At 40.7% G+C, this 20,043-nt stretch carries 19 protein-coding genes; 14 read left to right on the forward strand and 5 right to left on the reverse strand.

Annotation, left to right across the window (positions count from 1 at the left end; genetic code table 11):
- The first annotated feature begins 21 nt into the window (after window positions 1–21).
- The 6 genes from AC13CK_RS16345 to AC13CK_RS16370 all read left to right on the forward strand — a co-directional run bounded on the left by AC13CK_RS16345 (window position 22) and on the right by AC13CK_RS16370 (window position 7,255).
- Window positions 22–4,542: a translocation/assembly module TamB domain-containing protein gene (locus AC13CK_RS16345; RefSeq protein WP_482831310.1), complete on the forward strand. Its 4,521-nt coding sequence runs from the start codon at window positions 22–24 to the stop codon at window positions 4,540–4,542.
- 329 nt (window positions 4,543–4,871) lie between these two features.
- Window positions 4,872–5,075, forward strand: coding sequence for a hypothetical protein (locus AC13CK_RS16350; RefSeq protein WP_005103450.1), 204 nt, complete (start codon window positions 4,872–4,874; stop codon window positions 5,073–5,075).
- A 308-nt stretch (window positions 5,076–5,383) separates the two neighbouring features.
- Window positions 5,384–5,653, forward strand: a complete 270-nt coding sequence (locus AC13CK_RS16355) for a hypothetical protein (RefSeq protein WP_005263238.1) — start codon at window positions 5,384–5,386, stop codon at window positions 5,651–5,653.
- Between the two features lie 161 nt (window positions 5,654–5,814).
- Complete coding sequence (locus tag AC13CK_RS16360) at window positions 5,815–5,955, forward strand: hypothetical protein (protein ID WP_425879815.1); 141 nt, start codon at window positions 5,815–5,817, stop codon at window positions 5,953–5,955.
- Between the two features lie 158 nt (window positions 5,956–6,113).
- On the forward strand, window positions 6,114–6,401 hold the full coding sequence (locus AC13CK_RS16365) for a hypothetical protein (protein WP_425879814.1): 288 nt from the start codon (window positions 6,114–6,116) through the stop codon (window positions 6,399–6,401).
- 653 nt (window positions 6,402–7,054) lie between these two features.
- The gene (locus AC13CK_RS16370; RefSeq protein WP_005103446.1) at window positions 7,055–7,255 is read left to right on the forward strand and encodes a hypothetical protein; all 201 of its coding nucleotides are present in this window, start codon (window positions 7,055–7,057) and stop codon (window positions 7,253–7,255) included.
- Window positions 7,256–7,483: 228 nt separating this feature from the next.
- On the opposite strand, the gene xseB is transcribed toward AC13CK_RS16370, so the two are convergent.
- A complete protein-coding gene (xseB, locus tag AC13CK_RS16375; protein WP_005103445.1) occupies window positions 7,484–7,678 on the reverse strand; it encodes an exodeoxyribonuclease VII small subunit in 195 nt (64 codons plus the stop codon).
- On the reverse strand, window positions 7,668–8,939 hold the full coding sequence (xseA, locus tag AC13CK_RS16380; protein WP_425879813.1) for an exodeoxyribonuclease VII large subunit: 1,272 nt from the start codon (window positions 8,937–8,939) through the stop codon (window positions 7,668–7,670). Before xseA ends, xseB begins: the two co-directional genes overlap by 11 nt.
- A gap of 350 nt (window positions 8,940–9,289) precedes the next feature.
- On the opposite strand from xseA, the gene AC13CK_RS16385 reads away from it, so the two are divergent.
- The 6 genes from AC13CK_RS16385 (at window position 9,290) to AC13CK_RS16410 (ending at window position 15,002) form a co-directional block, all read left to right on the forward strand.
- The gene (locus AC13CK_RS16385) at window positions 9,290–9,724 is read left to right on the forward strand and encodes an I78 family peptidase inhibitor (protein ID WP_005106641.1); all 435 of its coding nucleotides are present in this window, start codon (window positions 9,290–9,292) and stop codon (window positions 9,722–9,724) included.
- 112 nt (window positions 9,725–9,836) lie between these two features.
- Entirely contained in the window at window positions 9,837–10,196 is a 360-nt protein-coding gene (locus AC13CK_RS16390; protein ID WP_425879812.1) for a hypothetical protein, read from the forward strand.
- A gap of 209 nt (window positions 10,197–10,405) precedes the next feature.
- Window positions 10,406–10,675: a hypothetical protein gene (locus AC13CK_RS16395; protein WP_005263233.1), complete on the forward strand. Its 270-nt coding sequence runs from the start codon at window positions 10,406–10,408 to the stop codon at window positions 10,673–10,675.
- A 297-nt stretch (window positions 10,676–10,972) separates the two neighbouring features.
- The gene (locus tag AC13CK_RS16400) at window positions 10,973–13,612 is read left to right on the forward strand and encodes a bifunctional aconitate hydratase 2/2-methylisocitrate dehydratase (protein ID WP_425879811.1); all 2,640 of its coding nucleotides are present in this window, start codon (window positions 10,973–10,975) and stop codon (window positions 13,610–13,612) included.
- Between the two features lie 63 nt (window positions 13,613–13,675).
- On the forward strand, window positions 13,676–14,686 hold the full coding sequence (locus AC13CK_RS16405; RefSeq protein ID WP_044108896.1) for a hypothetical protein: 1,011 nt from the start codon (window positions 13,676–13,678) through the stop codon (window positions 14,684–14,686).
- A gap of 94 nt (window positions 14,687–14,780) precedes the next feature.
- Window positions 14,781–15,002, forward strand: coding sequence for a hypothetical protein (locus AC13CK_RS16410; protein ID WP_044108897.1), 222 nt, complete (start codon window positions 14,781–14,783; stop codon window positions 15,000–15,002).
- Window positions 15,003–15,201: 199 nt separating this feature from the next.
- Here AC13CK_RS16410 and AC13CK_RS16415 read toward each other — a convergent pair whose 3' ends face one another.
- A complete protein-coding gene (locus AC13CK_RS16415) occupies window positions 15,202–16,065 on the reverse strand; it encodes an alpha/beta hydrolase family protein (RefSeq protein WP_044108899.1) in 864 nt (287 codons plus the stop codon).
- A 118-nt stretch (window positions 16,066–16,183) separates the two neighbouring features.
- Here AC13CK_RS16415 and AC13CK_RS16420 point away from each other — a divergent pair, with 118 nt between their 5' ends.
- A complete protein-coding gene (locus tag AC13CK_RS16420; RefSeq protein WP_086044722.1) occupies window positions 16,184–16,642 on the forward strand; it encodes a hypothetical protein in 459 nt (152 codons plus the stop codon).
- Between the two features lie 113 nt (window positions 16,643–16,755).
- Here the strand turns inward: AC13CK_RS16420 and AC13CK_RS16425 are convergent, their stop codons facing one another.
- Both AC13CK_RS16425 and brnQ read right to left on the reverse strand, forming a co-directional pair.
- Window positions 16,756–16,974, reverse strand: a complete 219-nt coding sequence (locus tag AC13CK_RS16425) for a hypothetical protein (RefSeq protein WP_004645284.1) — start codon at window positions 16,972–16,974, stop codon at window positions 16,756–16,758.
- 594 nt (window positions 16,975–17,568) lie between these two features.
- Window positions 17,569–18,855: a branched-chain amino acid transport system II carrier protein gene (gene brnQ, locus AC13CK_RS16430; protein WP_482831311.1), complete on the reverse strand. Its 1,287-nt coding sequence runs from the start codon at window positions 18,853–18,855 to the stop codon at window positions 17,569–17,571.
- 350 nt (window positions 18,856–19,205) lie between these two features.
- Here brnQ and map point away from each other — a divergent pair, with 350 nt between their 5' ends.
- A complete protein-coding gene (gene map, locus AC13CK_RS16435) occupies window positions 19,206–20,000 on the forward strand; it encodes a type I methionyl aminopeptidase (RefSeq protein ID WP_004645281.1) in 795 nt (264 codons plus the stop codon).
- Window positions 20,001–20,043: the final 43 nt, after the last annotated feature.

The raw sequence follows: 20,043 nt of genomic DNA on the forward strand, positions 1-20,043 counted from the left end.
AAATAGTTATTTGGGTAGATCATGGTCGAGAACCAACCACAGCCAGAACAAGAACCACAAGATAGCGTTGTTCCGAAAAAGCGCCGTATATTCAGAAGCATCCTATTGTCGGTGCTTTTTTCGCTGATTTTTCTGCTGTCTGTGCTGGCTCTACTGTTTTCGACCAATCAGGGCAGTAAATTCCTGCTGGATCAGGTGCTAGAACGCCAGCAAATTATTCAATATGAATATGAAGGCGGTAATTTATGGCGTGGGATTATTCTTAAAAATGTGCTGGTCAGCCTGAAACCGGTCGATGTCAAAATTGATCGTGCTGATGTAAAACTGGGTTGGCGCGCGATTGTCAAAAAAGAAATTCATCTGACTGAAGCCGATGTCCTCAATCTGCAAATTATTAACAAGCGACCTTCAACGGGCGAACCATTCAAGTTTAATGCCATCCGTTTGCCTTTTATTTTGCGCGTTGATCATTTACTGCTGGATCATCTGGTGATTAAAACCCAGACCAATGCAGTCGATTTCTATAATATTGAATTAAATGAGGCACTCTGGTCCGGCACCGAATTAAATTTTGAAGATTCCCGTATGGATATGGGCTATCTGTCGGTACGTGAAGCCACGGGTAAAATGCAGTTTGAAGGCAAATATCCTCTAGATGCCACGGGCATCGTTAATCTGCCTTCCTTAAGAGACAGCCTGAATATTCATGATATTCAGGTGCGGGCACGCGGAACACTGGACACGATTCAGGCTGGCGTAGCGACCAATACACCTGATTTATTAACGGGTTGGGTTATCGTGCATCCGATGCGTCCTCAGGTACCGATGCGCGGCGAGTTGAAGTTCAAGGATTATCACTGGCCTATTCTGGCCGAACAGAAACTGTTTACCAAAGACGGTATTGCCGAGTTTAATGGCGATATCAAGCGTCTGAACCTGAACGTCCAGACTGACCTGATTGGGGAAAATATTCCACAAGGTCAGTATAGTGCGGTGATGTATACCGATCTGGTCAATCAGCTGAATATTACCGACCTAAATGGTCAGTTGATGAAAGGCGCAGTCACCCTTGCCGGGACAGTGGGCTGGAAAGATCGGGTCAGCTGGGATCTGGCTGGGCGTTTGAACGGGATTGATCCTAAACATGAGCGCATTCCGCAAGTCGTACAAGATTTCTTGCCGCCAAGTCTGGATGCGAATATTGCTTCTGCGGGTAACCTGGAAAATGGCCTGCACCTTACTGGACTGGTTGATTTCGACCGCTATGAAAGCTGGAATTTGAAGCTGGATCAAAACCCGGTCAAAGACAATAAAGCGCAGCCGATGCTGCTGGATGTTGCCTGGAAAAATATTGATCGCGCCGTACCTTATGTGGGCTGGCTCAGCAGTGAGTCTGGCGATGTTAAATTGGCATTGGTTGAAGGTCAGCAGAATATTCATGTGGCGACTAAAGTCGAGCAGCATGAAGAAGGACTTCTGCCTGCAGGTATGTACCAAGCCAAGCTCAATCTGAACAAAAATATCCTGAATGTCCCAAGCTTTAATTACAGCGCCAATGCAGCAGGCAGCTTAAGCGGCAATGCACGGATTGAACTGCCACAGGAAAAACGTCAGTTAAAATGGACCGCGGTATTAAATGCCAAAAATTTGAATACTCAAAGTATTGCCGCAGCTTCACCGGTAGATCGTTTGAATGGCCAGGTTAAAGCCAATGGTTATGCGCAACCGAATCAGCAGATTATCAAACTGAACAGTGTTGACCTGACCGGACGACTAGCGGAGCAAAATGAAACCGTACGTTTGACCGGAAACAGCACCATTGCCTTGTTATTCCATAATGAAAAAGCGGGTGGTGGTTTTAAAGGTTATGCGGTCAATTATGATGGTGCTTTAAATGCCAGCCAGCTTAAAGCCAGTCAGGGTATGCTGAAACTGCGCGTTTCAGGCACACCAGAAATGTTGAAGATAAATGAATTTCGTCATGATGGTGTGGCTGGCAAGATTAATGCCAACGGTCTGGTCAATCTGGCGAATGGCATTGGCTGGGATATCAACGCATCTTTAATCCGCTTTAAGCCGCAATATTTTAATGCCAAACTGAAAGGTGAATTGTCAGGCAATGTGCAAACCCAAGGGGTGTGGTCAGATGCCTTAAAACGCATTCAGATTCAACGCTTGAATCTGGCCGGTATGCTGAATAACAAACCGGTACGTGGCAAGGGTAATTTATCGGTCATCATTAATTCAAACCAGCGTGGTTTTGTACCACAGCAGTTTGAAGCCAATAACTTGTTCCTGTCTTATGCCAGCAACCAGATTCAGGCGACCGGTAATGCACAAAACCTCCAACTAAAAGTGAATGCGCCGGCCCTGTTTGAATTGTATCCGGGCTTAAGAGGTCGTGCGCAGGGCTATATCAATATGCAGGCGCAGCCACGATTGCAGGCTTCAGCTAATCTATCTATCGATAATTTTGCTTTTAAAAACCTGTTTAGCGTGCAGAAAGTTCGTGTTCGCGGACAGTTGCCAACATCGCAAAGCACACCAACCTTATTGACCGCGACAATGGATCGCCTGCGTAGCGGTTCACGCGAGATTGTACGCGGTGAGATATCATTGGCCGGTACCCGTGCTGCGCACATTCTCAAAGTGCAGGCAGAAAACCGCCTGTCAAAATTCTTTGTGCAGCTCGCCGGTGGCTTTAATGCCCAAAATAACTGGCTGGGTCAGATTCAAAAAGGTGATTTCGACTCTTTACGTGCTCGTCTGGTGCAGCGTCAAAATGCAGCAGTGATTTATAACAGTGCTCAATCGGATCTGTTTGTTGGTGCTCATTGCTGGATGAGTCAGCAAAGCCAGTTGTGTTTTGATCAGCCGATTCGGGTTAATAAAACCCGTGGCAGTGCCTCTTTTGTTACCCAAAACCTTGATCTGGAAGACTTCAGTGCATTCCTGCCTGATGGATTGGCGTTAACAGGGAAAGTCAATGGTTATGCCAAGGCTGCCTGGGCGCAAGGCGCTAAACCTAAAATCGATGCACGTCTGGTGACGCGTAATGGTGTGGTGGGCTTATCTTCCGAAGATCCAGATTATTTGGGCTCTACACTCAAATATGATGAAGTCGGGTTGGTCGCAAAAAGTGTGGCAGATGGCTTGCAGCTTCGTCTGGATGTCAAAACACCAGATATCGGAACCGGCTATGCCAATGTCATCATTGATCCATATCGTGACAGTAAACCGATGCGTGGTGAAATAGCCTTTAACCAGGTACAGCTCAAGGTCTTTAAGCCATTTATTCAGGACATCCGTAATCTGGACGGGATATTATCTTATGCCGGAAAAATTAGCGGAACTTTAACAGATCCTTTGCTTGAAGGTGAGGTTCGGGTTAAAGATGCTTCGATTAGCATGATCTCCTTGCCGGTGAATCTGACCAATGTACAACTGTATTCATCCATACGTCAGAATTCTGCCAGTATCAATGGCGCATTTAACAGTGGTCGTGGTGTGGGTAAATTAACCGGATCGGTCGACTGGAAAGGTGATCCGCGAGTGCAGTTAAAACTGCAAGGTGATAATCTGCTGATTCGTCAGGCCCCATTAATTACCGCTGTAGTGACACCTGATTTGACTTTGGACATGTATCCATTTAATAAAAAACTGAGTCTGAGTGGCACAGTCGATGTACCGCGTGCGCTGATTTCAATGCCTGAAGCCTCAGAACCTGTAGTCGGTTTATCTTCAGATGTACGTGTCGTACATGAAGGTGATGATCAGCTGGCGATCTTGAAGTCGGCACGTCCTTGGGATATCCGGGCAGATGTAGCTGTTTCTTTAGGGAATCAGGTCATCTTCCAGGGCTTTGACAGTCGTATTCCGCTATTGGGTCGAGTCAATCTGTCACAGCGTGGTCTGGAAACTGCAATGCGTGCCAATGGTGCAATCGGGGTGTCACAACGAGTGAAAATCGAAGCCTATGGCCAAAGTCTGGACCTGAATCGTGCTATCGCGCGTTTTAATGGTGAACTTACCAATCCGACGCTGGACATTGATGCCAATAAATCGGTTCAGGGTAGTACGGTCGGGGTACGGGTAACAGGGACGGCATCGAGTCCAAGTATTCAGATTTATAATGATGCGGGCTTGTCAGAACAGGAAGCCTTGAATGCCTTGATTACCGGTCGTGTTAATGAGGGTGTATCTGGTTTAAGCCAGGCTGAAGGATTTAGATCCGATGTGAATAATACGATCGCTGCTGCGGGGATTAGTTTGGGCTTGGGTAGCACCCGCGCACTGACCAACCAGATCGGGCGCAGTTTTGGCTTAACTGGTCTAGCTCTGGATGCTCAAGGTACAGGAGATGATACTCAGGTTTCTGTGACTGGTTATATTACGCCTGATTTATATCTCCGTTATGGAGTCGGGGTATTTACACCGGTGAATAAGCTCACTTTACGCTATCAGGTAAATCAGCGCTTGTATCTGGAAGCGAGTCAGTCTTTAGAACGTGCGATTGACTTGTTCTATAATTGGCGCTTCTAATTTAAGCAATAAAAAAGCCCTAAAATTTTAGGGCTCTTTTATTGGGAGACAGCACAAAGATTTTATTAGCTATAAAGTAGATTGATGTCATAGTCAGCAGAAGCATTGATCTCTAAATTCAATCTCTATACATATATGACAATAGAGTTACGAGTAGAGAAAGAATTTAGGATGAGACTTCAGGGTGAAGAAAACTGATCATCGTATAATTCAGCTATCACATATAGAAAATCAATTAAAATATGCAATAACAGACTGAAAATCAATAAAACCATAATAAAAATAGGTGTATATTGAAAATACGATTTCACGCATAAGAGCATCTTCGCATGTCGACTAAATTTATCATCCGTTTTGCTGCGATTCTATTTTCTGTACTTATTTTGACTGCATTAGCTATTCAATTTTTCTTTAAATCGGATGTAACCGTAGTTCTATGGATTTTCGCTGTACCTTTCATTTTGGGCATTCCAATTTTGGCTTCTGTTGTATTGACCACCAATGATGAACTTGATATTCATAGCGTTAATTAGGCTTGAACCTTAAACTGGCGCATTTAAAGTGCATCTGATCTTTACTGATAGAGCAGCCGACATTTGCACTTTGTTCAATAAAATAGACCTTATTTTAAAGCAATGCGAGCCAGTTAAGCATGCATTAGAAAATGTAGTAAAAATGAGTGTATGTTTACGCTCATTTTTTATCAGGTTACTCCAGAATTTGGATTTCACTCTCAAATCATCATGATTTACATAAACTCTAAGAAATAAGGGAATATTCTTATCATTATTCATTCAAAATAGGTCTTCATCATAAAACTCATCATTTTAGAGAAAACAGAATGCCTAAAAATAATTATCTACCAGCTCTAGAACAAGTTTATGACTTTTTAAAGGAACGACCAGGTTTTAAGGATAAAAGTGAATTTGATAAAGCAGTAGAATATTTTAGAACTCTTCATGAAAGTGATCCTCTGGATTTCAGAGTTCAAGCACCGAATACTGTCGCTGGAAAATTTGGGGCCAAAGAGACTATAAATTTAGGGTCTATGCCAGAATTCAGTAATAAGGAAAATTTCCTTAACTGGATAGATACACAAATTAATCACTAGTTGAAAGACTTTAAGCAAACGCATCATGCGGCAGGTTTTCATTTATTTATTATTCATACATTCATTAACATGTAGTACAGAAAACAATCGAAACTGAGTTGGAAAACTACAAATTTGAATGATAACTTTGTATTCAAATCTTCCGAATAAAGAGGTGAGCAATGAAGTTGTTGACTTTGATGGGTATGGGAGTAGCAGCGAGTTATTGTTATAAAACTATGAAAAATGGCAAGCTTGCTCTTTCAAAACCTGACTTTGATGAAAGTGTAAAACGATTTGTACTGCAAGAATTTGCAGCGTAGTCTTCACGATATATTTCCCAAAAAGGCTCATCGGATGATGGGCTTTTTTATTTTCTAAAAATTTATAATTTTAATATTCAGATTAAAAGCAGTTTAATTATAGCCATCATGTTATAAACCTACCTCGTGATCTATTTTAAATAATTAAATGAGAGCTAATGGATGATGAAGATGGAAATGAATGGTGCGAGCTTATATATTCTGAAGCCTTGAGAATATATAAACCAACAAAATACAACACAGTCAACAAACTGAGATTCTTTGCCCTGATTTTAGAATTATTCGCAGAAATGCAGCATGAGGATGTAATGATTCAAGTAAAGGCTGTGAATGTGAAACTTAAATTGAGATCTAAAAATTACATTTTTTGGGTGTTTGAAATGCCTGATTTTCAGGATAAGACGTTATTTTTAACTTATATGTCTAGTAAATTAAGTCAGCTATAAAGTGTCGTTGAAAGCTAAAATCGCCAATTACTTCAACAAGTATAGTTATTTTTTATAAAACTATAATTTTTTTATATGTTAATGGTGTATTTATATATTTTTATCAATAGCTTGCTTATTCTCTAGTCGTTGCTCACTTTGACAACATACCTGAATCAGCGCAAAAGTGATAAAGGGAAAGGCCCATCTAAAGGTGGGCTTTTTTAATATGTACAGCTTATTGAACGAAAAGTAACTTAAAGCAAATGTAAGAGAACAGTTTATTAATACTCCCTATACTTTATTGATAAATTCACAGTGCTATAGTCATTTTGCGAAAACAAGAAGACGCAAATAATACGAAGAAAATGACTACAGCACTAGCCCGCTTATTTGAAAGAGTAAGCGGGCTTTTTAATTGAAAAATTAATGTAATATTATGCTAATGTATAAATTATAAGTTTATATATAATTCATGAATAGATTCTATCGCTGTAGTTTCTTTCCAATTTCAGCCTCCTTCCCTAAGGAGGCATTTTTTTGTCGATAGAAAAGTAATGTTCCAATGACTATTGTGTTTATTCAGTTACACAAATGATCATCGTTGACTCTTGAATGAATCTTTCAAATATTTGAGCATGATATTTTATTGGTTAAATAAGTGATGGATCGCCATGATAAATGAAGAAAAGCCTTTGAACTTTGACGACGATAGTGAGCCTCAAGATTTCGAAGATGAAGAATTTATCGATGATAAGAAAGAGGATGAAATGTACAATGCTATTACCAAAGATGGTTCTAGTGTTGATCCTGCGGATGATGGGACACGTCATATTCGCCCTGAAGACGGTGATCCTATAGAAATTGAAGAGTAATAAAAAGCCCAATTCAATATTGGGCTTTTTATCGTCTGGTGGATGAGAATGAAAATACAATATTTCCCATTTAGAATTGAGCGGATTGATCAAAATCCCCATCTAGAAAATTTAAATAGTCATTGAAATGATTTTTTTCACTTAATAAAAAAGCCCCCATGAATGAGAGCTTTTATGTCAACTCAATCTAGCAGAATAGTCTAAGCTAATATTTGAAATGACATCCAATTAATCTTTAAAAGTATCATTTAACGCAGTTTGAACCGCTTCAACCCGTGCCTTGCAAGCTTTATAGGCGGTCATGGATTCTTCCACGATTTTCATCAAGTTATCAATATCCGGTTCTTGCTGAGATTCGAGCAATTCCGCATTCTTTTTCAAGATGTCATAGCCTTGTTGGAAGCTCAAAGTATCATGATTCATGAGGAAGTACCTGTATAAGTTGTGCTGAAAAAATGCCGTCATGTAATTCGACTTCAACCAGATCGCTGGACTGAATCTGTTGAATAGAGGCAACCACATGTTCTTGCTGGCGCACGATGGCATAACCCTTGGATAAAACATGTTTAGGATTTTGTAGTAGCGTTTCCCGCATCAGGGCATCAAGCTGCTGATTAATCAGCTGGGTATGCTGCTGGGCCAGACTGGTAGTATTGGCCTTGATCTGTTGCAGACGTTGCAGCGCATCCATAATCTGGTTGTTGGCCAGACTTTGAATCAGTTTCAAAAATTGATCATTCTGATTTTGATAAGCCTGAATCTGTTGCTGGGATAAACGCTGAATGCGCTGTAGATAATTCAGGACATCCTGGGTTAGTTCAAAGATATGATTGCGGATTCCGGCAATGGCTTTACTCGGAGTATCAAAGGAGCGATGCGCAATCTCATCCAGAATGGTACGGTCTTTTTCATGCCCGATGCCGACCCAGACCGGTACCGAACGTTTACAGAGCAGGGCAGCCAGATCATAATCATTCAAATAAGCCAGATCATTGACTGCGCCACCACCTCGTATAATCACAATCAGATCCGGTGCGGTATTATAAGTCTGTGCCCATTGTTTGAGCGCTTGTGCCAGACTGTACATAATACTTTGCGGGGCGGTATTTCCCTGAAAAGTCGCACTGTGATAGATAAACTCACACACCTGCGCACGCTGCAGTGCATCGGCATCTTTTTTAAAATCTCCCAGGCCTGCTGCATTTTCGGGAGCAATCACCAGAATCCGGTTCAGGTCAAAAGGGCTGGGCAAGTTTCTATTGCGCTGAATCAGTCCTTCAGTCGTCAACCGCTCAACAATCTGCTGATAACGCCGGGCAATATCTCCCAGAGTATAGCCTGAGTCAATTTCAACGATATTTAAAGAAAAACCATACTGCGGATCGAAATTAGCTTTGACTTTAATCAGCACTTTCAAATCACGACTCAGCTCAATTCCGCTTTCACGTTCAAACTGCGTGACAATTTTCTGGGCACTGAATTTCCAGATAGTCGCTCGGCAACTGGCGATGACCTGATCACTGTCGGCTTCTTTTTCTGCCAGCTCCAGATAATAATGGCCGGCTTTAATACTTAGATTACGAATCTCGGCTTTAACCCATACCGGTGTATCGAAAGTGAGTTTGACCACTTCCTGAACTGTAGCAAGATATTCCTTGAGGGAGAGTTGAGGATCGTCTGTCATGCCAATAGAAAGTTTAAAATTCAATCAAATATTAAATCAATCCAGCACAGATCACAAATCTAAAAGTGAAGTCATATTTGAATGATGTAATGACAATGCAATGCTATTGAAATGCATAATCACTTGGTCTAGGCGATTCATTCGGCATTTTCGTATTTTGTAGAGGTTCTTATCTTCTGTTTGTCTTGTTCATTGAGAGAATTTATAGTGTTGAAGTCCTTAATTCACAAAGGTCTTATTTCTAATTTTTAATGAAAAAGCACGGTTAAAAATGTACACAGACTTGTGTCTGGCAAGGACAAGGAAATATGCTAAATTGGTGAAGAATTATTGAAGAAGAATAGGCTCTCATGAAAAAAACAATGCTGTTCGGTTTACTGGCTCTCGCTCTAAGCGCATGTACCACTACGCCGCAATCTGAGACGGATGCTCCTAAAACAGGTTCAGCGAATCCTGCAAGCGCTTATTGTGTCAATCAGGGTGGCAAGCTTGAGATTCGTACTGAAAGCAATGGTCAGGTCGGATATTGCCATTTAAAGAATGGTCAGGTGGTCGAGGAGTGGGAATTACTGCACATGAATCAACCTAAATGTATTGCTGATCAGGCAGCGGCATTGGTGGGTCAGTCCAATTTGACTGAAGCGCAAATCAAGCAGAAAACCAAGGCACAAATTGTACGTATGGTTGAACCGGGTCAAGCGGTGACGATGGATTATCGTGAAGAACGAGTGACTGTAACGGTGGATCCTACAAGCAAAAAGATTATCCAGGCTTCATGTGGTTAATTACACAAAATGAAAAAGCCCATTAGTGGGCTTTTTTAATTCCATACAACTCGCATTTTGAAATGACAAATCTTCCCCGATCTTTTATATTGCCCCTCGGAAGGAGAAATTCATGAAAAAGTTATTGGCTTTATCGTTTATGCTGGCGCTGGCCGGTTGTGCCGAGAAGAAACCCTTAACCCCTGAAGAGCAGTGGCAAGGTTATTGTCGAAGTGTAGGAAATGCGGCGCGTACCATTATGCTGGATCGTCAGAATGCGATTGAGAAAGAAAAAGCAATCGTGCATGCCAACAAGATCGACGACGAAACCACCAAAGGTTTTATCCTGAATATTATTGATGAAGTCTATGCGATTCCAGCCGAAGAGATTAAGGCAGATGTAAAAGCAGCCCGTGAAAAAGTCCGCGCTGAATTTACTGCAAAGTGTATTGTGACACCGCATGACGAATTACCTGATTACAAACCGTTCTAAGGAACGGTTTTTTTATATTTGGATAAAATTATCCAACCCATATTTCCCATTAAACATATTTAAATATAAGCATCTTCAAAAGACTAAATAATAAAAATAGCCTAAGCAAAATGTACACTTTGTGACAATTTCTAAATCTAAAATATAGAAATACTTATCTTTATATTGAATAATGAATTTAACTCCAATTAACCGAGGAGTAGCACAATATGGAAGTCGTAAGATATTTGCATCATTCTGATCTACTGCTGGAAGATGAAGAAGGTGTGGTCATTATTGGCGGCAGTCGCTATGTACTCAGCGTTGGTGACAAAGTCGTTTTAAAGAAGATGCTAGAACAAGATAAAAAGCTTTATCAGATTGATATTTCCTTTGCTAGCAATAATCACAGTACCACCTATGAAGATGAATGCGTGGTGAAATTCCAAGGCTGCCGAGACTCATATCAGCAGTATTTAAACTCGACCACTGTACACTAAGGTGGAGTATCTTTTTAACGTCAAATCAGGCAACATCAGGGTTGCCTTTTTTATGCATTAAATTCAGTTAAAAGGGCCTATTCATGGGCTTGTTTCGTGTGGTGTAAGCTGTAACTGATTATGGAATAATCATTAAGAGCATCATTTAGTTATAAAATAACGAGCATCACGAAGAAACACTTGAGTTGCATTAACTTTTAACTGGAAATTTAGTAAAATTTCGGAGTCCATATTATTTATGAAGCTTGGAATAAGCAGGAATTCATAAGTAATTTTTTAAAAAAGAGGAATAACACTGTGCTAGAAGCTTACCGCCAACACGTTGAAGAACGTGCCGCACTCGGAGTCCCACCGAAGCCACTTGACGATGCCCAAACAGCTGCATTAGTTGAACTACTAAAAAACCCGCCAGCTGGTGAAGAAGCATACTTGGTAGATTTGCTTGAAAACCGTGTACCAGCAGGTGTTGACCAAGCTGCATATGTAAAAGCTGCGTTCTTAGCTGCATTGGCAAAAGGCGAAGCAACCTCTCCACTCGTTTCTAAAGAACGTGCTGTTTATTTACTAGGTACTATGCTGGGTGGTTACAACGTAGCGCCTTTAGTTGAACTTTTAGACAATGCTGAGCTTGCTGAACTTGCAGCTGAAGCATTGAAAAAAACGCTTCTTGTATTTGATGCATTCCATGACGTTGCTGATAAAGCAAAAGCTGGTAACGCAAATGCTCAAGCAGTTATGCAGTCTTGGGCTGACGCTGAATGGTTCACTAGCCGTAAAGACGTTCCTGAAGAAATCAAACTGACTGTTTTCAAAGTAACTGGCGAAACCAACACTGACGACTTGTCACCTGCACAAGACGCTTGGAGCCGTCCAGACATTCCATTGCACGCAAATGCAATGTTGAAAAACGTACGTGACGGAATCAATCCAGAAGTTCCTGGTGAAGTGGGTCCACTTAACCAGATTAAAGAACTGATCGTGAAAGGCAACCAGGTTGCTTACGTGGGTGACGTTGTTGGTACAGGTTCATCTCGTAAATCTGCAACTAACTCTGTACTTTGGTTCTTCGGTGACGACATCCCGCACATCCCGAACAAAAAAGACGGTGGTTACTGCCTAGGTTCTAAAATCGCTCCGATTTTCTTCAACACCATGGAAGATGCGGGTGCATTACCGATCGAGATCGATGTTGCCAACATGAACATGGGCGACGAAATCGTTCTTAAGATCGATCACGCTGCTGCTAAAGTAACTGCGTTCAAAGACGGCGCACAAATCGCTGAAGCTGAACTTAAAACTCCAGTACTTCTAGACGAAGTTCGTGCTGGTGGTCGTATTAACCTGATCGTAGGTCGTGGTTTGACGACTAAAGCGCGTGAAGCTTTAGGTCTTCCAGTATCTACAATGTTCCGTACTCCGGTTCAGCCTGCTGCAACTGGTAAAGGTTTCACTCAAGCTCAGAAGATGGTTGGTCGCGCTTGTGGTCTTCCTGAAGGTCAAGGTGTACTTCCAGGTACTTACTGTGAACCTAAGATGACTACTGTGGGTTCGCAAGATACAACAGGTCCAATGACTCGTGACGAATTGAAAGACTTGGCTTGCCTAGGTTTCTCTGCTGACCTTGTTATGCAATCTTTCTGTCATACAGCTGCTTATCCAAAACCAGTTGACGTTCAAATGCAACACTCGCTTCCTGATTTCATCATGAACCGTGGTGGTGTGTCTTTACGTCCAGGTGACGGTATTATTCACTCTTGGTTAAACCGTATGCTTCTTCCGGATACCGTTGGTACTGGTGGTGACTCGCATACACGTTTCCCAATCGGTATTTCATTCCCGGCGGGTTCTGGTCTTGTAGCGTTCGCTGCAGCAACTGGTGTTATGCCACTAGATATGCCTGAATCTGTACTTGTGAAGTTCAAGGGTAAAATGCAGCCTGGTATCACTCTACGTGACCTTGTACATGCAATTCCTTACTACGCAATTAAGGAAGGTGACCTAACTGTAGAGAAGAAAGGTAAGAAAAACATCTTCTCTGGTCGTATCCTTGAGATTGACTTAACAGAAATGGAAACTGACCTGACTGTTGAGCAAGCATTCGAACTTTCTGATGCTTCTGCTGAACGTTCTGCTGCTGGTTGTTCTATCACGCTTTCTGAAGAGAAAGTTGCTGAATATCTTCGTTCAAACATCACCATGTTGAAGTGGATGATTTCTGAAGGTTATGGCGATGCGCGTACGATGGCTCGTCGTGTTGAGAACATGGAAAAATGGTTGGCTAACCCAAGCCTGATCAAAGCTGATGCTGATGCTGAATACACGAAAGTGTATGAAATCGATCTTGCAGACATCAAAGAACCTATTCTTTGCTGCCCGAACGATCCAGATGATGCAAAACTTCTTTCTGACGTTCAAGGCGCGAAAATTGACGAAGTATTCGTTGGTTCTTGTATGACGAACATCGGTCACTTCCGTGCAACTGGTAAATTGTTAGAAAAAGTTCCAGGTGGTGCGTTGTCAACTCGTTTGTGGATTGCTCCACCTACGCGTATGGACGAACATCAGTTGATGGAAGAAGGTTTCTATAACATTTATGGTAAAGCTGGCGCGCGTACTGAAATGCCAGGTTGTTCATTATGTATGGGTAACCAAGCACGTGTAGCTCCGAACACGACTTGTGTTTCTACATCTACTCGTAACTTCCCGAACCGTTTAGGTCAAGGCGCTAATGTTTACTTGGCTTCTGCTGAACTTGCTTCTGTTGCTGCTGTATTGGGTAAATTACCTTCTCCAGAAGAATACCAACAGTACGCAGCTCAAATTGACAGCATGTCAGCTGACATCTATCAATACTTAAGCTTCGACAAGATGAGCGAATATACTGACGCTGCTAAAGATGTTGATACTAAGAAAATTGCTGCTGCTCAATTAACTTAATTGATTAATTAGTCGAAAAAAAAGGGCTGATTTATCAGCCCTTTTTTACGTGAGATTTTAAGAATGGTAAAAAAAAATCATAAAATGAAATTATTAAATAATCAAAAATCAAAAGTTGCTATGTCATCTAGGAGATTTTTATTCAATTTTGTAGGTAATGCAAATATATGGAGTGATGGATTTCACATTGATCAAATGAGTGGAGGAGGAAGTGGGATATTAATAAAATATAAAAGTAAGTATTTTATGTTAACTGCCTATCATGTAGTTAAACAGACAATTGAAAACCCATTACAAAATACCTCACCTTTTTGGATTAGGTCCAAAGAAAAACATATAGAAAGTATTGATGATTTTTTAATGCCCAAAAAAGTTTGGTTTATTGGTGAACTAATTCCTGATGTAATAGGTTGGCAAGATTATACTGATGTAGTTCTTATTGAAATGTTTGATCCACATAAAAATTTTATTCCAGATAATTATGTTGATATTACTGAAAGAAGAGAATGTACTGAAATTCTATCTTCAAAGAAAATTTTCGAAGGTCAATTGTTAGCTGCTTCTGGTTATCCTTTAGAAGCTAATACATTTGAATATGAGGTAGTGCCGGAGGGCTATTCTCATGCAACTAATTTACAGCGACATCATGATATTGGAATATGTTTATTTGATGAGTATGGACATCCATATATAGATTATGAACAGTGTTCACATATGTTTACTGGAATAACATATGATCATAATGGAATGAGTGGGGGTGCTATATATAATTTTGAATCCAATAGTAAAGCAAAACTAGTGGGAATGGTTTTGAGTGGTAACAACAAGATAATCAGATTTATCCCAATATCAAACATTTTAGCTCATATACGTAACTACGATAAAGCAAGTTTTATAATTTTAGATTATGAAGAGGCTGTTCTAAAAGGATATTTGGAAAGATCAGGGGCATATTGTGTAGAAACAATGCAGACATGTTTGGATAAAATGTTGAGTGTACAGGGGGATTATGAGGTGTATAAAGATTGGCTCAAAAATAGAAAGCTCAAAACTCCAAAGGTAGGATATTTTTAAAAAACAGGAAATAAATAATTGTAATATTTTTATTAAGCTAAATAACTAAAGTAATATCTAACTTTATATTGGTTGGAAAAGTGGTTAAAGTAAAATGCCCAAACAATCCCGCTTCCTCTGTATTGGTGGTTTCCTCAACGGAACGCAGGTCAAAGACCAAGGTGATAACTTCACCTGTGTTGAAAATACCAAACAAGTGACTTATCACAAACGTGAAATCTTCCATCCTGATTCATGGGATCATGACTATTATGTTTGTGAAACCACGACTGAGAAACAAGCTCGAAACTGGGTCTATGACATTGAGTCAAAATAATATTTAATTCGATAAAGAAAGACATGGGTTGGCGTTATCGTCAGCCCATTTTTATATACGTTTTAAAATATTCAGACAATAAAAAGCCCCATGGTTAGGGGCTAGTCGTATATAGGTCAAGCCCATATACTGTAAGAGGCTCATCTCAAACTGAGAGTATTAGAACACAGCAGCCTGCAAATAACCATCTAAATCTGATTTAAACAGTCAATTGTTGTTCAATCACCGGCCATAAATTCTGATGCGATTTCTTGAACATCAGCATATGACCAATGGTTTTATAGGCATAACTTTTAGGTCTAAGTTCAATTATCTGGGTTTTTGCGTTTGGATATAAACGCAGTAAATCTTTCACGTTGGCTTCCGTGGCAATTTCATCATCCGATGACCAGATTGAGGTAATCGGGCAGGTGACTTGAGCATGATAATCATGGGATGGTGCAATATTTTTACCAATCGCGTTGATTACATAACCCGGTTTACTACAGAACTGCGCCCATTCTCGTGCCACATCTTTAGGCAGGTTTTCACCCATACCAATCGCTTGAGTCGGGCCATAGCCTTTAGTGATGCGTGCCAGTGGGAAAATAACATTAAACATCACTGGCGCAAGTAACTTGGTTTTACCTTTGAGTCCTTTCACATGTCCAGTAGAGCCAGAGACGGCCACCACTTTTGCGACTTTATCGTAATTTGGCACAATACCTAAAAGCTGACCACCGGCACTATGTCCAAGTAGTATCACTTTTCTTGCATTGGTACGCGTTAATAAAGCATCAATCGCGGCCGGTATATCCAGTTGACCCCATTGCACAATACTGGCTTTTGAATTTTTCAACGGGCCATGTAGTGAATCACCAATCCCCCGGAAATCAAAGACCATAACGGCATAGCCTTGAGCTTGTAACCACACACAAAACTGATGATAAAACTGTTTAGTAATGCCAGTTGCCGGACAGACTAATACTGGAAGTTTTTCAGTTTCAGAAATAGCTGCATAAAAACGTGCACTTAAGCGATAGCCATCCTGACACTGGAGAGTCAATGTTTCAAATTCAGACATACGATACACTATGATTTTTATAATCCTGATGAAGCTTTTACTGTATAGATTTTTAGCAGGGTAGCTCGGGGAAAACATGACTTAAAAGTCAGTAAAATAATAGAGATGGAATAAAATTATGCAGCTAATGGAACTTGAGCTGGCCGTTAAAATCGCCATTATTTTTAGTGGAATATTTTTGTGGGTCGGGATGTTCACCGGCGTCTGGAAATATTGGCAGATTCGTCAATCGCCTCAGTCACGCGCACATTATTATGTCGATATTGCCCATCGCAGCAGCCTGCTTTATGCGCCCGCGACCTTAATTCTGGCAGTGCTGGCCTATTGTTCAGTGTTGCCGAGTATGGTGAATCTGATTTGCGTACTGGTCAATATTGTATTTTTCAGCTTCTCTATTGCCTCTTATATGCTGCATGGTTTCCTGCAAGACACAACGAATCAGTTTAAACAGCCGCATCAGCTGGGTAAGTTTCATTTGCCAGGAAGTTGGATGACTTTAGCCATGCTGGGTTTAATTGTCGCAGAATTGGGCGGGACGGGGATCTTGCTCTATGGGGCATTTGCGGGATTATTTTAATCTTCTTTTTATACTTATTCTGAAATGATGTCGGAATGATTAAAAGTTAAAACACTTTTTTCACCAGATGGATGACTGGCCATATCATCCATCTGGGCTAATTTAAAATTTGTTTATCGGTATTTCTGGTCTATGGCAGCCCATAGGAAAAATGCAGCTGAGACAATCAGTGCATAGCCAAAGTATTCAAGTTTTAAATTACCTTGAATTAAGCAATGGACGGTTAAAGTCAGCATGAGTGCAAAAGTGGTGCATATAAATGTCACCAGATTGGTGTTGTTGGCTTTAAGAGCGTCAATGAAGACTTGCTTGTTGAAATGTAATGATAACATCTCCATCCCTCCCATTTATTTATGTTATTGAAGATTAAAGCAGATTTAATCAGTCAGAATTGAATATATAGTTGTACTGTTTAATTTGGACCTTTGCAACTGCTGTGGCAGGCTTTTACAGTCAAAATGGCCATCTTTAGTCGTATAACCACATAATCACTTGATTAGGCAAGAATTATATTTTCAGATTTCACCTCCAGTTAATTTTGGAAATAAGATGTAGTCATCATTTAATTAATGCGACCAGATAGAAAATGCAAATTTTACGCCAAAGATATGTAGGGTTAATCAATACTTTGTAAGTCTGCGTATGACTCGGAAGGGAACTTGGTTTAAGTTGGCAACAATAAGTATCTAACATCAGAAAATCAAAAGTTCTGTTTATATTTATATAAAAAATAAAATAATTAAAGTGCGATCTTATTTTATAGAAACGATTTTTTATAGAAAATCTTAGTATCAAGATTTACAGCGGTGATTTGATGTCATCATTAAGAAACAATAAATGTCCGTTTGGATAAAACCTGACAATTATTGATCACGCTCAAACCGGATTTTGGGTAAAAATACGATTTTTCAGACATCCTAGAAATTTTAGTTTCTAATACGGTCAATCACAGCTGTAATCAGCAATACAATCATGGACGGGATAAACCAGGCCAGACTCTGTTCTGATAGAGGTAAGTTTTGCAGTAATGCAGGCAATTCAAAGCCAGCGACTTTTAATCCGTCAAAAATACCAAAGATAAAGGCTACCAAGGTCGCTGGTGCAATCACATGAGCTGGTTTCTTGAAGAAGTTTGCACAGAAGCTCAGCATAATGACGCTAATTGCAGGTGGATAAATCGCGCTCAAGACTGGAACCGAAACAGCAATCAGTTTGGTTAAACCCAAATTTGAAATCACCAGTGAGAAGCCCACCAGAATGAATACAAAAATCTTGTACGGAATCTTGGTCAAGCTGGAGAAATACTCAGCGCAGGCACAGGTCAGACCAATTGCAGTCACCATACAGGCAATAAAAATCATGCCAGACAGGAAGTAAGCACCCATATCGCCAAAAGCATGTTGTACATATGCATGCAGGATAATGGCACCATTGGCTGCATTTGGGGCAATCTCATGGCTACCCAGTCCAAGTTTAAACAGACTTAAATACACCAGAGTTAAACCAATACCAGAGATAATGCCGGCATTGACCGCATATTTGGTAATCAGTTTTTTATCGGTTACGCCACGTGAAGTAATGGCTTTGACAATCACAATACCGAAAACTAAAGCGCCTAAAGTATCCATGGTTAAATAACCATTCACGATGCCTTCAGTCACTGGACTGGTAACGTAATTATCGATCGCTGTAGGCGGATTACTGGCAGGAATCATCACGGCTGCTACACCCAAAATTATCAAAGAAATAATTTTAAGTGGCGACAGGAAATAGCCGACGGTATCCAGAATCTTATTGGGATATAAGGACACGATGGTCACCACAGCAAAATAGATGATGCTGTAAATGAGCAGACTGCCAGATTCATTGCCAAAGTAAGATGAAAAACCGATTTCATAAGAAACGGTTGCGGTACGTGGCGTCGCAAATAAAGGGCCAACAGCTAAGTAACAGATTACAGTCAGCAAAATACTGGCTGCTTTGCCCAGAGGCGAGCTTAGTGCCTGAATGGAGCCTTCAACGCGAGACAACGCAATAATAGTAATCACGGGTAAGCCGACTGCTGTAATAAGGAAACCTAAAGCAGCGAGCCATACGTGTTCACCGGCTTGTTGAGCCACAATCGGTGGGAAGATAATGTTGCCCGCACCAATAAACAGTGCAAAGGTCATAAAACCTAGGGCGACAATATCCCGGGTACGCAGACTTGTCATAAAGGGAGATCAATAGAACAAAAGAAAGCGATTTTAGTGTATATGTCCAATTTTTTGGAGTTTATTTTAAGGCTGGAAGCCTTGATTCTAGTGAGTTTGCGGATCACATAACCGGTCATTCAAATCTTGGTAGAAATATATGTTTGATAAATCGCTGAAAAATATATTTTTCCTTATAAGCTCAATAAATATCTGCACTTGCTATCAAAATATGTCAGTTATTGTTTGTACAAATAAGCAGCAGTGAAAAGTCCTATTTCAAGGAAAATTACTGTACTGAAACTCAACAACTGCGACATATTTCGCAAAAAAGGGATTATAATTCAGGGATTCATAGTGAGGATAGGTATATGCGCGCTCCAGCGATTAGTCTTAAAACTGAGCAAGATGTTGAAAAACTGCGGATATCTGGGCGTTTGGCTGCAGAAGTTTTAGCGATGATCGGGGAGCATGTCAAGCCAGGTGTCACGACTGAATATCTGGATGATCTCTGTCATGATTTTATTGTAAATACATTAAAAGTGACGCCCGCCAATATTGGCTATTATGGCTATACCAAAACCACCTGTATTTCACCGAATGAAGTGGTTTGTCACGGCATTCCATCATCGAAAGTCGTTCTGCAGGATGGCGATATTATCAATATTGATGTTGCCATTATTAAAGACGGTTATTTTGGTGATACAAGCCGGATGTACTATGTTGGAACTCCTTCTCCAGAAGCCAAGCGACTGGTCAATACCACCTATGAAGCCATGGTGGCCGGGATTCATGCGGTGAAGCCGGGCGCGACTCTGGGTGATATTGGTTATGCCATTCAAACGGTTGCACAGCGTGAAGGTTATTCTATTGTGCGCGAATATTGTGGTCATGGCATCGGCAAAGTCTATCATGAGCAGCCAAACATTCTGCATTACGGCCAGCCGGGTCAGGGCATTAAACTGGTTCCGGGCATGGTGTTTACCATTGAGCCGATGGTGAATATGGGAAAAGCCCGCGTCAAAGAGCTGAAAGATGGCTGGACTGTGGTCACCACGGATAAATCCTGGTCTGCGCAATGGGAACATATGGTCTATGTGACTGAAACCGGGTTTGAAGTCTTGTCGCCTTGGCCTGAAGGCACAGGTGAGTATCCGGAGATTTAAAATATTGATTGCATGATCTTTATTTAAATAATCCACTTACATA

This window comes from Acinetobacter sp. L-24 (genome assembly GCF_056857555.1).

Excerpts from the sequence above, each read along its gene's own strand:
- map (WP_004645281.1), top strand. The coding sequence starts at position 19,206 with ATGCGCGCTCCAGCGATTAGTCTTAAAACTGAGCAAGATGTTGAAAAA.
- AC13CK_RS16405 (WP_044108896.1), top strand. The coding sequence starts at position 13,676 with ATGGTAAAAAAAAATCATAAAATGAAATTATTAAATAATCAAAAATCA.
- AC13CK_RS16350 (WP_005103450.1), top strand. The coding sequence starts at position 4,872 with ATGTCGACTAAATTTATCATCCGTTTTGCTGCGATTCTATTTTCTGTA.
- AC13CK_RS16370 (WP_005103446.1), top strand. The coding sequence starts at position 7,055 with ATGATAAATGAAGAAAAGCCTTTGAACTTTGACGACGATAGTGAGCCT.
- AC13CK_RS16395 (WP_005263233.1), top strand. The coding sequence starts at position 10,406 with ATGGAAGTCGTAAGATATTTGCATCATTCTGATCTACTGCTGGAAGAT.
- AC13CK_RS16410 (WP_044108897.1), top strand. The coding sequence starts at position 14,781 with ATGCCCAAACAATCCCGCTTCCTCTGTATTGGTGGTTTCCTCAACGGA.
- AC13CK_RS16345 (WP_482831310.1), top strand. The coding sequence starts at position 22 with ATGGTCGAGAACCAACCACAGCCAGAACAAGAACCACAAGATAGCGTT.
- AC13CK_RS16390 (WP_425879812.1), top strand. The coding sequence starts at position 9,837 with ATGAAAAAGTTATTGGCTTTATCGTTTATGCTGGCGCTGGCCGGTTGT.
- AC13CK_RS16415 (WP_044108899.1), bottom strand. The coding sequence starts at position 16,065 with ATGTCTGAATTTGAAACATTGACTCTCCAGTGTCAGGATGGCTATCGC.
- xseB (WP_005103445.1), bottom strand. The coding sequence starts at position 7,678 with ATGAATCATGATACTTTGAGCTTCCAACAAGGCTATGACATCTTGAAA.
- AC13CK_RS16385 (WP_005106641.1), top strand. The coding sequence starts at position 9,290 with ATGAAAAAAACAATGCTGTTCGGTTTACTGGCTCTCGCTCTAAGCGCA.
- brnQ (WP_482831311.1), bottom strand. The coding sequence starts at position 18,855 with ATGACAAGTCTGCGTACCCGGGATATTGTCGCCCTAGGTTTTATGACC.
- AC13CK_RS16365 (WP_425879814.1), top strand. The coding sequence starts at position 6,114 with ATGGATGATGAAGATGGAAATGAATGGTGCGAGCTTATATATTCTGAA.
- xseA (WP_425879813.1), bottom strand. The coding sequence starts at position 8,939 with ATGACAGACGATCCTCAACTCTCCCTCAAGGAATATCTTGCTACAGTT.
- AC13CK_RS16360 (WP_425879815.1), top strand. The coding sequence starts at position 5,815 with ATGAAGTTGTTGACTTTGATGGGTATGGGAGTAGCAGCGAGTTATTGT.
- AC13CK_RS16420 (WP_086044722.1), top strand. The coding sequence starts at position 16,184 with ATGCAGCTAATGGAACTTGAGCTGGCCGTTAAAATCGCCATTATTTTT.
- AC13CK_RS16355 (WP_005263238.1), top strand. The coding sequence starts at position 5,384 with ATGCCTAAAAATAATTATCTACCAGCTCTAGAACAAGTTTATGACTTT.
- AC13CK_RS16425 (WP_004645284.1), bottom strand. The coding sequence starts at position 16,974 with ATGTTATCATTACATTTCAACAAGCAAGTCTTCATTGACGCTCTTAAA.